General features: G+C 69.5%; 11 protein-coding genes. 4 read left to right on the forward strand and 7 right to left on the reverse strand.

Annotated features, from left to right (window positions below; genetic code table 11):
- Nucleotides 1-7 precede the first annotated feature (7 nt).
- Nucleotides 8-1723, reverse strand: a complete 1716-nt coding sequence (locus AS181_RS01795) for a thiamine pyrophosphate-binding protein (RefSeq protein WP_058249876.1) — start codon at nt 1721-1723, stop codon at nt 8-10.
- Nucleotides 1724-1835: 112 nt separating this feature from the next.
- Here AS181_RS01795 and AS181_RS01800 point away from each other — a divergent pair, with 112 nt between their 5' ends.
- A complete protein-coding gene (locus AS181_RS01800) occupies nt 1836-2750 on the forward strand; it encodes an IclR family transcriptional regulator (RefSeq protein WP_058249877.1) in 915 nt (304 codons plus the stop codon).
- A 15-nt stretch (nt 2751-2765) separates the two neighbouring features.
- Here AS181_RS01800 and AS181_RS01805 read toward each other — a convergent pair whose 3' ends face one another.
- Nucleotides 2766-4331, reverse strand: coding sequence for an MFS transporter (locus AS181_RS01805; protein ID WP_058249964.1), 1566 nt, complete (start codon nt 4329-4331; stop codon nt 2766-2768).
- Between the two features lie 146 nt (nt 4332-4477).
- On the opposite strand from AS181_RS01805, the gene AS181_RS01810 reads away from it, so the two are divergent.
- Together AS181_RS01810 and AS181_RS01815 are read left to right on the forward strand one after the other, a co-directional pair.
- Entirely contained in the window at nt 4478-5515 is a 1038-nt protein-coding gene (locus AS181_RS01810; protein WP_010840734.1) for an Lrp/AsnC family transcriptional regulator, read from the forward strand.
- Nucleotides 5516-5591: 76 nt separating this feature from the next.
- Complete coding sequence (locus tag AS181_RS01815; protein WP_058249878.1) at nt 5592-6929, forward strand: ClC family H(+)/Cl(-) exchange transporter; 1338 nt, start codon at nt 5592-5594, stop codon at nt 6927-6929.
- A 79-nt stretch (nt 6930-7008) separates the two neighbouring features.
- On the opposite strand, the gene AS181_RS01820 is transcribed toward AS181_RS01815, so the two are convergent.
- Genes AS181_RS01820 through AS181_RS01830 form a run of 3 tightly spaced genes read right to left on the reverse strand, consistent with a single transcriptional unit; the run spans nt 7009 to nt 10015 of the window.
- Nucleotides 7009-7839, reverse strand: coding sequence for an ABC transporter ATP-binding protein (locus AS181_RS01820; protein WP_058249879.1), 831 nt, complete (start codon nt 7837-7839; stop codon nt 7009-7011).
- Nucleotides 7836-8975 (reverse strand): FecCD family ABC transporter permease, encoded by a 1140-nt coding sequence (locus tag AS181_RS01825; protein WP_058249880.1) that lies wholly within the window; start codon nt 8973-8975, stop codon nt 7836-7838. The genes AS181_RS01820 and AS181_RS01825 overlap by 4 nt, the downstream gene beginning before the upstream one ends.
- On the reverse strand, nt 8972-10015 hold the full coding sequence (locus tag AS181_RS01830) for a FecCD family ABC transporter permease (protein WP_044507228.1): 1044 nt from the start codon (nt 10013-10015) through the stop codon (nt 8972-8974). Before AS181_RS01830 ends, AS181_RS01825 begins: the two co-directional genes overlap by 4 nt.
- A gap of 273 nt (nt 10016-10288) precedes the next feature.
- Between AS181_RS01830 and AS181_RS01835 the strand changes: the two genes are divergently transcribed.
- Nucleotides 10289-10795 (forward strand): hypothetical protein, encoded by a 507-nt coding sequence (locus AS181_RS01835; protein WP_014928029.1) that lies wholly within the window; start codon nt 10289-10291, stop codon nt 10793-10795.
- 183 nt (nt 10796-10978) lie between these two features.
- Here the strand turns inward: AS181_RS01835 and AS181_RS01840 are convergent, their stop codons facing one another.
- A complete protein-coding gene (locus AS181_RS01840) occupies nt 10979-12376 on the reverse strand; it encodes an FAD-dependent oxidoreductase (protein WP_010840728.1) in 1398 nt (465 codons plus the stop codon).
- 178 nt (nt 12377-12554) lie between these two features.
- Complete coding sequence (locus AS181_RS01845; RefSeq protein ID WP_035716936.1) at nt 12555-13580, reverse strand: ABC transporter substrate-binding protein; 1026 nt, start codon at nt 13578-13580, stop codon at nt 12555-12557.
- Nucleotides 13581-13704: the final 124 nt, after the last annotated feature.

Consider the following 13704-nt stretch of genomic DNA (forward strand, 5'->3'; position numbering starts at 1 on the left):
TCGGTGGTCACCGGGGCAGGTTCTCGTAATAGGGGACGACGATCTCGTCGGTGCTCGTCACGTCGCCGAGCATCATGGTCGTGATCGGATGGACGATGCCGGGTTCGATCTCGGCGTTGATGCAGGCGGGGACACCGGCGCCGAGTGCCTTGTCGACGGCCGGGGCGAGATCGTCGATGTGCTTGACGCGCATGCCGATACCGCCGAAGGCCTCGGCGATCTTCTCGTAGTCGCTGTCGGCCAGCTCGGACACGACCACGCCTCGGGGCCCGAAGACGGCCTCTTGGCCGTGGATCGACATGCCCCAGACGGCGTTGTTGAAGACGACCGTGGTCACCGGCAGGTGATGACGGGCCATGGTGTCGAACTCCTGCGGGTGGAAGCCGGCCGCGCCGTCCCCGGTGATCAGCACGACGGGTGCGCCTGGTCGGGCGCGGGCCGCTCCGATCGCGAATCCCGGCCCGACACCCAGGCACCCGAGGTAACCCAGCCGCAGGACGCTTCCCGGACGGCCGACGGCGACGAAGAACTCCGCCCAGGACGGGGCCTCGGCACCGTCGAGCACGAAGATGGTGTCCGGCGGGCATGCTTCGACGATGGCCTTGGCGGCGAAGTAGGGGTGCATCTTTCCGGTGTCGGTGGCCGCGTCGGGGAAACCGGCGGCGTGAGCGCCCTTGGCGGCCTTGACCGTAGCCGCCCACTCCGACCAGTCCGGCCAGGTTCGTCCGGCGGCTTCGGCCGCGAGTTGTTCGAGCGCGGCGCGGCAGTCGGCGACGATGGGAACCTCGACGTCGTAGATCCGGCCGATCTCTGCGGCGTCGATGTCGATCTGGATGATCTTGGCATCGGGGAACATGCTGGCGCGGCCGCCGGTGAACATCCCTGCCCGCGTGCCCGCCATGAGGACGACGTCGGGTGTCGGTGCCCCAAGAGCCGGGATGGTGCCCATCGACAGGAGTCCGCCACCGGCGAGCGGATGGTCGGCCGGGATGGCGCCGTCGGCCTTGCCCGGGTAGAAGACGGGTACGCCGACGGTCTCGGCGAAGGTCACGAGCGCTTCTTCGGCACGCGAGAAGGTGACGCCGCCGCCGATCACGATCGCGGGATTCGATGCGGTGTGAAGCAGGTCGAGCGCGTGGGTGACGGCGTCGGGATCCGCCCCGGACCGGGTCGGTACCCGGTAGTTGGTGGGGAAGCGCACCCGGTCGTCGTCGGCCTCGCCGAACATGACGTCGATGGGCAGCTCGAGCAGGACCGGACCGGGCACGCCGCTGGTGGCCTTGCGGATCGCGAGCGCCACGATCTCGGGGACCCGGGCGGCGTCGGTGATCCGGTATGCCCACTTCGTGACCGGATCGGCCGCGGCGATCTGATCGAAACCGCCCTGCAGCGGATTGGTCTCGGTCTCCCGCAGCGGCGGGGCGCCCACGACGAACAGCGTCGGTGAGCGGTCCAGATAGGCGTTGGCCAGGGCGGTGTAGACGTTGGTGAACCCGGGTCCCGAGGTGACCACGCAGACGCCTAACCCGCCCGTGACGCGTGCGTAGGCGTCGGCGGCGTGGCCGGCGCTGGCCTCGTGGCGGGTGTCGGTGAGCCGGATTCCCTCTCCCGCGCAGGCGATCAGGAAGGCGTCGAGGTGTCCGCCGTGGAGGGTGAAGACCTCCGTCGTGCCGGCCTGGGCGAGTGCGCGGGCAAGGAGTTGACCGCCATTGACAGTTGCCATTGTGGGGACCTTTCGAGAGCCGTCCGACGTGTGCGGCTGAGGGTAACTGCGATCACAGTGCGACGCCAGAGTCGCATTATGCAAACACCTGCGGCGGTGGCACGATGGGCGGATGGCGCGCTCCTCACCGCAGACCGAACGCATCGTCATGCTGATGCAGCTGCTGACCGACCAGCCGACGACGGCCCGGAGTCTGGCCGACATCGCGCGGCATCTCGGGGTCTCGAAGCCCACGTGCTATCCGATGGTCATCGCGCTGACCGAAGCGGGCTGGCTCCTCCGGGACCCGGTCACCAAGGGCTATCGGCTGGGACCCGCGGTGGTCCCGATCGGTGAGGCGGCGTCGCGGGCGATGGCCCCGGTCGAGGTCGCCCGCCCGCTCATGCGCGACCTGGCTGACGAAAGCAGCATGGCCGCAATCGCTTTCGTGCCTTCCGGAGCGGATCTCGCCATCGGTGAGATCGTGCAGCCCGTGACCGGTCGCCGCGGCACGCTCGGTCTGCGACTGGGCGACACCCTGGAGATCGCGCCGCCGCTGGGTGCGGGGCTGGCCGCGTGGTACCCGCCCGACCGGCTCGACGAGTGGCTGCTCCTCGGGGCGGACCACGTCGGGATCGACCATGCCGAACTGCGCGAACTGTACCGGCCGATGCTGGAGGTGATCCGCGCCCGCGGGTACGCGGTGGAGTGCGCCGACCAGCGAGAGCAGTCGCTGTCGGCAACCGTCGCGGGGTTGCGCGGGATGGGTGTCGCAGGTCAGCGTGCGGTCACCGCGTTACGGGAGGCGCAGCGTCGCTTGCCCACCGACGTCGTGGTCGGTGAGATCGATGCGGACACAGAGTATCGGCCCATCTCCGTCAATGCCGTCGCCTTCGCGCCCGGCGGAGTGCCTGCCGTCATCCTCGCGATCGTCGACGCGCGGACGTCGCTGAGCGGGCGCGAGGTCATCGGGCTCGGCGAGAAGGTCAGGGCCGCAGCAGATGCGGTGACCGAAGGGCTCGGCGGGACTCCGCCCGTCCAGCCGTAGGCCGGCGGCCGACGGTCACTCGACCGGCTGCTCCTCGACGGCCCGACCGGGACGCAGCATCACGAGGGCGAGGATCGCGGCACCCGCGGTGAGGACGCCGGAGAAGGTCAGGCACAGCTGCATGCCGTCGAGGAAGGCGTCGCCGACGGCGCCCATCACGGCGGGGGTGTCGGCGCCGAGGTTCAGGCCGCTCGCGGCGGCAAGGCCGTCGGTGTCGACCGCGCCGACCACGCGGTCGCGCACGGGCTCGTCGACGCCGGCGTCGATGAGCTTCTGCGGCAACGAGTTCACCGCCCCGGCGGTCAGCAGGGCGCCGAGCACGGCCGGACCGAGCGCGCCGCCGACCTGACGGAAGGCGTTGTTGCCGGCCGCGGCCATACCCGACAGGTGATAGGGCACCGCCGACACCGCGGTCGCGGTCATCGGTGCCATCACCAGCCCCATTCCGAGTCCGAGCACGACCAGACGCCACGAGATGGCCGCGAACGAGGTCTCGGCATCGATGGTCAACAGTGCGAACTGCGCAACGGCGACCATGAGCAGGCCGCCGCCGATCAGGAACCGTGCGTGGACTCGATGCATCATCCTGCCGGCGAGGGCACCGACCAGCATCGAGGCGCCGTTCATGAGGGCCAACCGCCAACCCGCCTCGATGGTGCCCAGTTGCTGCACCAGGCCGAAGTACATGCTCAGCACGAAGATGAACCCGATCAGCGCCAGGAAGGCGATCATCGCCACCAGCGTGGTGGCGGTGAAGGCGCGACTGCGGAAGAGGTCGAGGTCGAGCATCGGACTCGCCGAACGCTTTTCGGTGATGACGAAGACGACTGCGGCGACGACGGCGATCAGCAGTGCGAGAACGACCCGGGTGTCGCCGAAACCGTAGACGCCGGCCTCGATGACGCCGAACACGAGCGCAGTGACCGAGACCGCGGCCGAGATCTGACCGGGCCAGTCGAGGCGGCGGGCCCGGGGCGCGCGGGATTCCGGCAGCGTCGCCACCGCCACCGCGAACGCGATCAGCGCCACCGGGATCGGCAGCAGGTAGATCCAGCGCCAGCCCGCGGACTCGGCGACCGGGCCCGCCACCAACGGCCCGACCGTCAGCGAGAGCATCAGCGCCGACGCCCAGATGCCGATGAACTTGCCGCGTTCGCGGACGTCGGGGACCGCGTGGCTGATCAGCGCCAGGGTGGTCGGCAACAGTGCGGCCGCGCCGGTGCCGGCGAGCGCCTGGCCGATCCACACCATGCTGATCGACTGCGCGGCCAACGCCACCAGTGCGCCCAGTGCGGTGAGGCACAGACCGACCAGATACACCTTGCGTCGCCCGTGCACGTCACCGAAGACCCCCGCAGTGAGGATGAAAGCGGCCATCGGCAGCACGAAAGCGTCTTGGACCCAGGACAATTGAGCAGTCGTCGCGCCGAACGCGGTGCCGATCGCCGGTAGGGTCACGGCGACGCTGGTGATGGGCAGGTAGGCGACGAAGACGCCGAGGCAGGCCATCACGATGGTGGCCGTCCGGCGTTCCGGAGGTGCGGACACGTCGGTGATGACGGGAGAGGTGGTCGCGGTCACGCGCTCGCTTTCGCTGTCGGGGAAGGGAGGTCGCCGGTCGGCGCAGGAATCCATTGTCTGCACCACGTCCGCGAAACCACGGACGGATTCGCTGAGGCGGTTCGAATATCGCACCACAACCTCACCGGCGGTAATATTCCTCCACCATGGATGACATCGACGGCACGATCCTCCGCGCACTCCAGGTGTCACCCCGGGCGACGTTCCGACAGCTGGGCGAGGTTGCGGGGGTCTCGGAACAGACGGCGGCGCGCCGCTACCAGGCGCTACGGCGAGCCGGGGTGATGAAGGTCGTTGGGATCATCAAGCCCTCCGTGCGCGGGCAGTCGGAGTGGGTGGCGCGAGTGCGATGCCGTCCGGACCGGATGGAACCGCTTGCGTCCTCGCTCGCCCGCCGCCGCGATGTCGCCTTTGCCTACGTCGCGTCCGGTGGTGCGGAGATCATCTGCCTGATCCGGGCGCCGCTCGGCGCATCGGGCGAGGATGCGATCGCGAAGACGTTCCCGGCCCGCGCCTCGGTGACCGACGTCAGCATCGATCTCATCCTGCACGCCTTCGACCCCGGGCACCCGGCGTCGAGATGGACCGGATTCGGCGGCCACCTCGACGGCCGGGACCGAGATCTACTCGCCTCCGCCGCGGCCGGTGCGGGCGACGACACGCCGGAGGACGCGGAGCAGGACGACTCGGCGTCGGATGCCCCGGCCGGCGGTGGGCGCCTCACGGCCGACGACGCGACCCTCATCGAGGCGCTGGTCCAGGACGGTCGGCGACCGCACCGCGAGCTGGCGCGTATCTGCGGATGGACGGTCGGACGGGTCCGTCGCCGGCTCCGCGCACTCGAACGCGCCGGGGCGCTGTTCTACGACGTCGAGATCCTGCCCGATCGCCTCGGCTTCGACCTGAGCGCCACCCTGTGGCTGACGGTGACGCCGTCGGCTCTCGATCAGGTGGGAACCGAGCTGGCGGCTCACGACGAGGTGGCGTTCGCGGCCGCGATCAGCGGCGAGCGAAACCTCATGGTGTCGGTGATCTGCCGGGACACCGCGCATTTCTACGACTACCTGCGTACCCGGGTCGCCGCCATCGACGGTCTCACCGGGTATTCGGTCAGCATCCGGATGCGCCGGCTCAAGCAGAATGCCTCGCTTGTGGTGCAGGGGCGGCTGATTCAGCCGGTGTGAGGCCTCGACGAGGGTCCGGCGGCGGACGGTCGGCAGTCGGCTCTCGGGGGCGGGCCCGTCGGGGTAGCGTCCACGTGTGACCTCGCCACATCGAGCCGACCGGGGACTGGTGCGACTGTGTGTGCTGGCCGTCGTCGCCGGGCTCGCGACCGGGCTGCTGGGCGGCGCGTTCCGCTGGTGCCTCGGACACCTGGATCGCTGGCGCGTCGAGATGCTCGACTGGTCGGCGGGATTCGGTGTGCCCGGGTGGCTCGTCCCCATCGCGGTGACCGCGGCCGGCGCTGCGGTCGGCGCGCTCGCCGTCCGCCTGGTGCCGACCGCGGCGGGCAGCGGAATCCAACACGTGGAGGCGGTTGAGCGCGGCGAGGCGGTCCCGGCCCCGCTGCGGCTCATCCCGGCCAAATTCGTCGGTGCGCTCGCCGCGATCGGTTCGGGGCTCGTGCTCGGTCGCGAAGGGCCGACCGTGCACATGGGAGCCGTCGTCGGTTCGGAGACCGGCCGGCGCGGAGGGCTCGACGACGTCGACGTCCGGGTGATGCAGACGTCGCTGAGCGGCGCGGGGCTGGCGGTGGCGTTCACCGCCCCGATCGGCGGCGCCCTGTTCGCGCTCGAGGAAGTGGGACGTTCGTTCCGGCTGCGCCTCGTGCTGCCGACGGTCTTCGCCGTGGTTGCCGCGGTCGCCGTCGGACGTGTCATCCTCGGCGACCGCCCGGAATTCGACGTACCGTCCCTCGACGTGCCGTCGGTGACGACGCTGCCCGTCTTCGTCGTGTTCGGGCTCGTGTCCGGACTCATCGGGATCGCCTACAGCCGAACGGTTCTCGGCACGCTGGGCTGGGTCGGCCGGTTCTCGCGGGTGCCCCCGATCGGTCGCGCAGCCCTCATCGGTGCGGCGATCGGGGCGTTGCTGGCCATCGATGCACGCACCGCGGGCGGCGGCGACGGGCTCACCCAGGCGGTCGTCGACGGCGGTGTCGTGCTCCCGGCGCTCGTCGCGCTCTTCCTCGTCCGTTTCGTCGCCGGCCCGCTGTCCTACGCCGCGGGCACGCCGGGTGGTCTGTTCGCGCCGCTGCTCGCACTGGGCGCGCTGTGGGGTGCGACCTTCGCCGAGGTCGCCGACATCGTTGTCCAGCAACCGGACCCCGGTGGATCGGGATTTCGGGGCGCGATGATCCTGGCGGGGATGGCGGCGCTGTTCGGCGCGGTCGTCCGGGCGCCGCTCACCGGGATGGTCGTGGTGATGGAGATGACCGCGACGACCACGGTCGCCCTCCCCATGCTGGCCGCGACGGCCGCCGCGGTCCTCGTCGCACATCTGTCCGGGTCGCCGCCGGTCTACGACTCGCTCCGCGAGCGGATGCTCGCGAATTCGGTTCGGCGGGAGGACGAACCGGGTCCGGACCCCGCTCCCTGAGGGGTGAGCTCGCGAGCGTCACGATGCTCAGGGAGCAGGAAGCAGGTCGTTCTCTCGGATCAGGGGGCGGGGGCTCGACTCAGGACTTGGCGTGGGTCCGCGAGTCCAGCGGCACGATGAGCGGGCCGCCGGTGACCGGATCGGTCATGACGTGCGCCCGGAGGCCGAAGGCCGCGTCGAGGGTCTCGGCGTCGATGACCTCGCTGGGTGAGCCGGTGGTGACGATCGCGCCGTTGCGCATGACGAACAGCGAATCGCTGTACCGCGCAGCCAGATTGAGATCGTGCAGCACCATGACGACGGTCTTGCCGTGCTCGTCGCGGAGCTTGCGGACCAGGTCGAGGACGTCGATGGAGTGCGCGAGGTCGAGGTAGGTCGTCGGCTCGTCGAGCAGGATGAGATCGGTGTCCTGGGCCAGGGTCAGCGCGATCCAGACCCGTTGCCGCTGCCCGCCCGACAGGGCGTCGAGGGTGCGGTCGGCGAGGTCGAGGGTGTCGGTCATCTCCATCGCCTGCGCGACCGCGGCCTCGTCGGCCGCACTGGCCTGCGCGAACCAGCGCTGGTGCGGATGACGTCCGCGCCCGACCAGGTCGGCGACGGTGAGTCCTTCGGGCGCGATGGGATTCTGGGGCAGGATCGCGAGGGTGCGGGCGACCTCTTTGGGACGAACCGACGAGATGTCGTCACCGTCGAGGTAGACCGTGCCCGCCCGGGGAGGCAGCAGACGCGCGAGACACCGCAGCAGCGTCGACTTGCCGCATCCGTTCGACCCGATGATCGTGGTGACCTGCCCGTCGGGGATGTCGATGTCCAGGCCGTCGATGACGATCCGTTCGTCGTAGCCGACGGTGAGGCCGACGCCGCGCAATCGCGCGGTGGTAGCCGAGGTTTCGAGGGAGGACGCGGTCATACGCTCGCCTTTCGGGACATGACGACCATCAGGTAGATCAGGAACGGCCCGCCGATCGCGGCGGTCACGATACCGACCGGCAGACCACCCGGCAGCACCGTGCGGCACAGCAGGTCGCCGCCCAGGACCAGCGACGAACCGATCACGCCCGACACCAGTGGCGTCGGCACAGCGGTACCGGCCAGCCGCAGGGCGATCTGCGGGGCGAGTAATGCGACGAAGGCGATCGGGCCGGCCGCGGACACGCTCAGTGCGGCGACCAGGACCGCGGTCAGGAGCAGGGTCGTCGACACCGCGCCGGTGCGGACCCCGAGACCGCGGGCGAGATCGGGTCCGAGGCTGAGCATCCCGATCTGCCGGGCCAGCACGATCACCACGACGATGCTCGCGCAGACACCCGCGACGACCGGCCACACATTGGACCAGCCGACATTCGCCACCGATCCGACGATCCACACCTGTGCGCGGCCGACATCGCGGATGTCGGCGCGGGAGAGCAGGAACTGGGTCAGCGCCTGCAGCAACCACGTCATGCCGACGCCGATCAGCACGAGCCGGAACGGGTTGATGCCGCTGTTGGCCTTGCGCCCCGGCCACGCCAGGACGTACATCGCGACGGCGGTCGCCAACCCGCCGATCATCGCCGCCGCCGGGACGCCGAGATCGCCGAGCCAGGCGCCCCAGCTGGTGGTCGAGAACGCGATCGCGGTCACCGCGGCCACGCTCGCGCCGGCTGTGATACCGAGCATGTCCGGTGTGGCCAGCGGGTTCTGGGCGATCAGCTGGGTCAGCGAACCGGCGAGGCCCAGGCCGAATCCCACGAGCAGCGCGACCAGCGCGCGGGGGAGCGCGACGTCGAAGACGACGACGTTCTCGACCCGGGTCCCGCCCCCGAGCAGGATGCGCGCGACGTCGATCGGAGTCAGGGGGAAGTCACTGACGCCGACGCTGGTGAGGAACAGGACGATCGTGATGGCCGTGGCCACCAGCGCCACGGCGAGCATGCGCGGCCGCACCACCATCGACATCGGCTCGATCGCGATCCGGTATCCGCCCGGATGAGGTGCGATCCGGGTCTTGGCCCTGATCCCGCTCTTCTCGGCGGTCTCGGTCTTGATGGAGGTCGGCGGGTTCACACGGTCCCCAATCTCTGTCGGCGGACCATGACGATGAGGAACGGGGCGCCGACCAGCGCCAGCATCACACCGACCTGCACTTCGCCGGGTCGGGCGACGATGCGGCCGAGGATGTCGCATCCGACGAGGAGGATGCCGCCCAGCAGAGCCGAGTACGGGATGATCCACCGGTAGTCGGCGCCCACGAACGCGCGCGCGATGTGCGGCACGACCAGACCGAGGAACACGATCGGCCCGCAGGCCGCGGTGGCGGCGCCGATGAGCAGCGTGATCGTCAGCACGCCGAGGGCGCGGATCAGCACGACCCGGGAACCGAGTGCCTTGGTCATGTCGTCGCCCAGGCTCAACACGTTGAGGAAGAACCCGCTCGCCAGGGCGAGGACGAGTCCCACCCCGATGAACGGCAGGCTGGCCCAGAACACGTCGATGCCTCGGCCCGCGGTGGAGCCGACGCTCCAGAAGCGCCACTGGTCCAGCGAATTGGTGTCGACGAGCACGATCGCGGATGTGATGGCGGTCAGCATCGCGGTCAGGCCGGTACCCGCGAGCACCAGGGTCAGCGGACTCGAGCCGCTCAGCGACGACAACCCGAACACGACGGTGGCCGCGATGATCGCGCCGATGAGTCCGAAGAACATGAAGGCGATCGGGCTGGTGATCCCGAGCAGGTAGATGCCGCCCACGACAGCACATGCGGCTCCGGCGTTGACGCCGAGCATTCCGGGGTCGGCGATCGGGTTGCGGGTGTGGCCCTGGGTGATGGCACCGGCCGCGCCGATCGCGAGCCCGGCGGTCAGGCCGAGCAGCGTGCGTGGGACCCGCAGATCCCACACGATCCCGTCGACGTCGGTGTCCTTCGGCACCTGCGGCATCCGCAGGTTGATCAGGGCGTTCCAGATCTCCTGGGCACCTGCGGTGAAGCTGGGCCAGATCTCGTCGAGAGGGACCGGTCGGGTGCCGAAGAGCACGGACGCGACGACCAGCGCTGCAAGGGTCGCGAGCAGCAGCGGGATTCCGAGAACTCGGAGAGATCGACGCACAAAGGTAAACCTTACCAACCTTGGATTCGGCTCTTGCCCACCGTGTACCGATCGCGCGGAATGGGTGTCGTTCGGATAACGAATTGCTGACGAATCCTGAGGGAAGGCTGTGCGCGCGGTAACACTTCGCTCAGGCTGGGTCGATAATCCCGGTGTCGGTGAGCATCTCGGGCCGACAGCAGCAAGACCGGTTGCCGGTGGGACGGCATGAGCCGCTCCCACGATGGCGACGTCGGGAAACACAGCAGTGTCGCCTACGAACGAGGAGGATCGATGAAATCGCTGAAACGGGCTCTCACGGGGGTTCTGGTCGCCGCAGGAATCGCGGGTGGATCGCTGGTGGGTGCCGCGCCTGCGCACGCCGCCGTTCCCAACCTCCAGATGACGGGCGGGGTCTACTGCCAGTTCGGAGCACCGGGCACGCCGTGGAATCAGGCGTGGAGCATGACCCGGTTCATGCGGGTCACCGCGCGTGACGGCGACTTCCGGAACGTCACACTGCAGGAGATCAACGGCGCGACGAAGTTCAAGTCGCAGCTGAAGAAGAACGAGTCGCTCACGATCAAGACCGTCTGGTTCGGCTGCTTCCCGTCGTCCATCGCCGGATACGCGATCTCTGATTACGCCGAGAACCTGACCGACAACGCCGGTTTCTGGTGGAACGTCCGGCGCATCGACAACCCGTTGGACCGGTTCGGAACGGGCTCGTCCGCGTCTGCGGCTGCGCTGACCGGTGGCGGCACCGACGTCGAGGGCGTCCCCGCGATCCCGGGCCGCTGACCGTACTCCGCCACGACCGAGCGTCCACGACAAGACATTTCGCGTCGGGCGGGTGCGGGGAGGACGCCTCCGCACATCGCCCGGCGCATGCGAAAGAGCGGCGACCGAGAAAACTCGGCCGCCGCTCTTGTGACTTCGACAAGCTCAGCCGGCGGGGGTGGGCTCAGCCGGCGGGAAGCGGGGTCACGCGGAGGGGCGTGACACCTTGTTCGGCTCGGAAGCGGCGAGCATGTCCTCGCGTTCGACGACCTTGACGCGTTCGCGGCCTTCGGCGGCGCCGAGTGCACGCTCGTGCTCGTCGAGCCGGTACCAGCCGTCCCAGGTGGTGAACGGGATGTTCTTGGACTCGAGGAGTTCGACGATGGCGTCCTCACCGGGGTGGGCGGGCTCGAGCAGCGCTCCCGCTTCCATGTCCTTGAGGATGCAGTCGACGGTCTCGTTGGCGTCGCCCTTGGTGTGGCCGATGAGGCCCACGGGTCCGCGCTTGACCCAGCCGGTCGTGTAGATGCCGGTCAGCTGCTGGCCCTCGTCGAAGACGCGTCCGGCCTCGTTCGGGATGACCCCGGCCTGCGAGTCGAACGGGATCTGCGGCAGGTTGTCCGAGAGGTAACCGACCGCGCGGTAGACCGCGCCGACCTCCCAGTCGGTGGTCTTGCCGGTGGGCTTGACGTTGCCGGTGCCGTCGAGCTGGGTGCGCTCGGTGCGCAGTCCGACGACCTTGCCGTCCTCACCGAGGATCTCGGTGGGGCTCTCGAAGAAGTGCAGGAACAGCTTGTGGATCGCGCCCTGCTTGGGTTCGCGGATCGCGTAGTTCTCGATGATCGTGGCGACCTGGTCGGTGATCTTCGACCCGCGGCGCGCGACGGCCGAACCCTCGTCGTAGTCGATGTCCTCGGGATTGACGATGACCTCGATGTTCGGCGAGTGGTCGAGCTCCTTGAGCTCGAGCGGGGTGAACTTGGCCTGCGCGGGTCCGCGACGGCCGAAGACGTGGACCTCGATCGCCTTGTTGGCCTTGAGGCCTTCGTAGACGTTCGCCGGGATCTCGGTGGGGAGCAGTTCGTCACCGGTCTTGGCGAGCACGCGCGCGACGTCGAGGGCGACGTTGCCGACGCCGATCACGGCGACCTTCTCCGCCTCGAGGGGCCACGTGCGGGGGAAGTCCGGGTGTCCGTCGTACCAGGCGACGAACTGGGCGGCGCCGTAGCTGCCGTCGAGGTCGACACCGGGGATGTCGAGCGCGCGGTCGTCGGTGGCGCCGGTGGAGAAGATCACCGCGTCGTAGTGGGCGCGCAACTCGTCAATGGTGATGTCGGTGCCGTAGTCGACGTTGCCGAGCAGGCGCACCTGTGGTTTGTCGAGGACCTTGTGCAGGGCGGTGATGATGCCCTTGATCCGCGGGTGGTCGGGTGCGACGCCGTAGCGGATCAGCCCGAACGGAGCGGGCATGCGCTCATACAGATCGATGCTGACGCCGCGGTCCTTGGCGGTGTCGGACTTCATCAACGCGTCGGCGGCGTAGATACCGGCGGGACCGGCACCGACGATCGCAACCCGCAGCGGGCGGCTGTTGTCGCTCATGGAGTAGGTGTCTTCCGTTGCTCAGCACGCGCGGACCAGTAATCTCGGCGACCCCCGGGTCCGCGCGTATGGATAAGGCCTATCCCTTCTACGGTAGGCGCTTGCTGTCCACGACCAAAATCCGTCTGTGAGGTAACCCTCACCTGGACGAGGGATGGACGGTCGAGGTCGCGGCGGCTCAGGCCTTGCCGGCGGCGGCCGCGATCGGTTCGACGGCCTGGTCGGCGACCCACGGGATCGTCAGGACCGTCGGCACCGACATCGCGCTGCCCACCTCCTGGGGGAGGTAGACGACGCGGCCCGACTGCGCCACGGCCAGGCGGTTGAATGCCGCGTTCGCCTTCAGCCGATCGTTGGAGCCCTCCCAGTCGACGGCGACGACGACGTCGGCGGAATCGAGCAGATTGAGGCTCTCGGCCGGCAGTTCACCGTAGAAACCGCTGGTCACCGACGGTTGCAGCGCAGGCGGGAAGGTGAGTCCGTAACCGGCGACCGTCTGCCCGCGGCCATCGCCGGGGCCGTAGATCGACACGCCGCCGGTGGGGCTGGCGGTCACGACGACAGCGGTCTTGCCCGCCAGTTGCGGGTTCTGCTCGCGAACGCCCGCGAGGAACTGTTCGGTCTCGGCCACCTTGCGGTCGGCGAGCTCGGGAAGCCCCACGGCGGTGCCGATCTGGCGGGTCTGCGCCTCCCACGGCACCTGCCACGGCTGGAACTGGGCGGGCCGCAGGATCGTCGGTGCGGTCTTGCTCAACAGGTCGAACTGATCGCGGGTGGGATCCGCGCCGACCGCGGTGATGAGGTCGGGTTCGGTGGCGAGGGCCTTGGGGATCTCGTCGCCGAAGGCGCCCGAGACGTTGGGGAGGACCACCGGCGTCGAGTCCGCGAGCAGCTCGGCGTTCCACGGCGCCGAGGCCTGATCTGGGTCGGCGAAGGGCGCGATGGTCGTGGGCGTGACCCCCAGGGCGAGCAGGGTGTCGCCGTCGCCCACACCCATCGCCGCGATGCGCTTCGGCGCCTGCGCGACCGTCGCCGGGGCGTAGGCCTGCTGCACGGTCACCGGGATCGCGCCGGCCTCGGGTGCGGGTACCTGCGCCGTGCCGGAGTCGACCGTCTCGTCCGGCGGCGAACACGAGGTCGCCAGGAGAGCTGCTGTCAGCAGCCCGACGAGAAGGGTGAGTGTGCGGTGGGTGGTAGAGCGCATCCGGGGTCCTCGCTGGTCGTTGCGTTCGGCGTCGTTGTTCTCCGCGGTACTTAGGGCCACCTTACTCACGGCCCTCCGATCGTCGACCAGGCGCCGGTCCGTCGTCCGGCAGGTCACGCGCGTC

Source organism: Gordonia sp. SGD-V-85, from assembly GCF_001456905.1.
GTDB lineage: Bacteria > Actinomycetota > Actinomycetes > Mycobacteriales > Mycobacteriaceae > Gordonia > Gordonia hongkongensis.

Coding starts and splice junctions, on each gene's coding strand:
- AS181_RS01795 (WP_058249876.1), bottom strand. CDS start 1,723: ATGGCAACTGTCAATGGCGGTCAACTCCTTGCCCGCGCACTCGCCCAG.
- AS181_RS01800 (WP_058249877.1), top strand. CDS start 1,836: ATGGCGCGCTCCTCACCGCAGACCGAACGCATCGTCATGCTGATGCAG.
- AS181_RS01810 (WP_010840734.1), top strand. CDS start 4,478: ATGGATGACATCGACGGCACGATCCTCCGCGCACTCCAGGTGTCACCC.
- AS181_RS01820 (WP_058249879.1), bottom strand. CDS start 7,839: ATGACCGCGTCCTCCCTCGAAACCTCGGCTACCACCGCGCGATTGCGC.
- AS181_RS01835 (WP_014928029.1), top strand. CDS start 10,289: ATGAAATCGCTGAAACGGGCTCTCACGGGGGTTCTGGTCGCCGCAGGA.
- AS181_RS01840 (WP_010840728.1), bottom strand. CDS start 12,376: ATGAGCGACAACAGCCGCCCGCTGCGGGTTGCGATCGTCGGTGCCGGT.
- AS181_RS01845 (WP_035716936.1), bottom strand. CDS start 13,580: ATGCGCTCTACCACCCACCGCACACTCACCCTTCTCGTCGGGCTGCTG.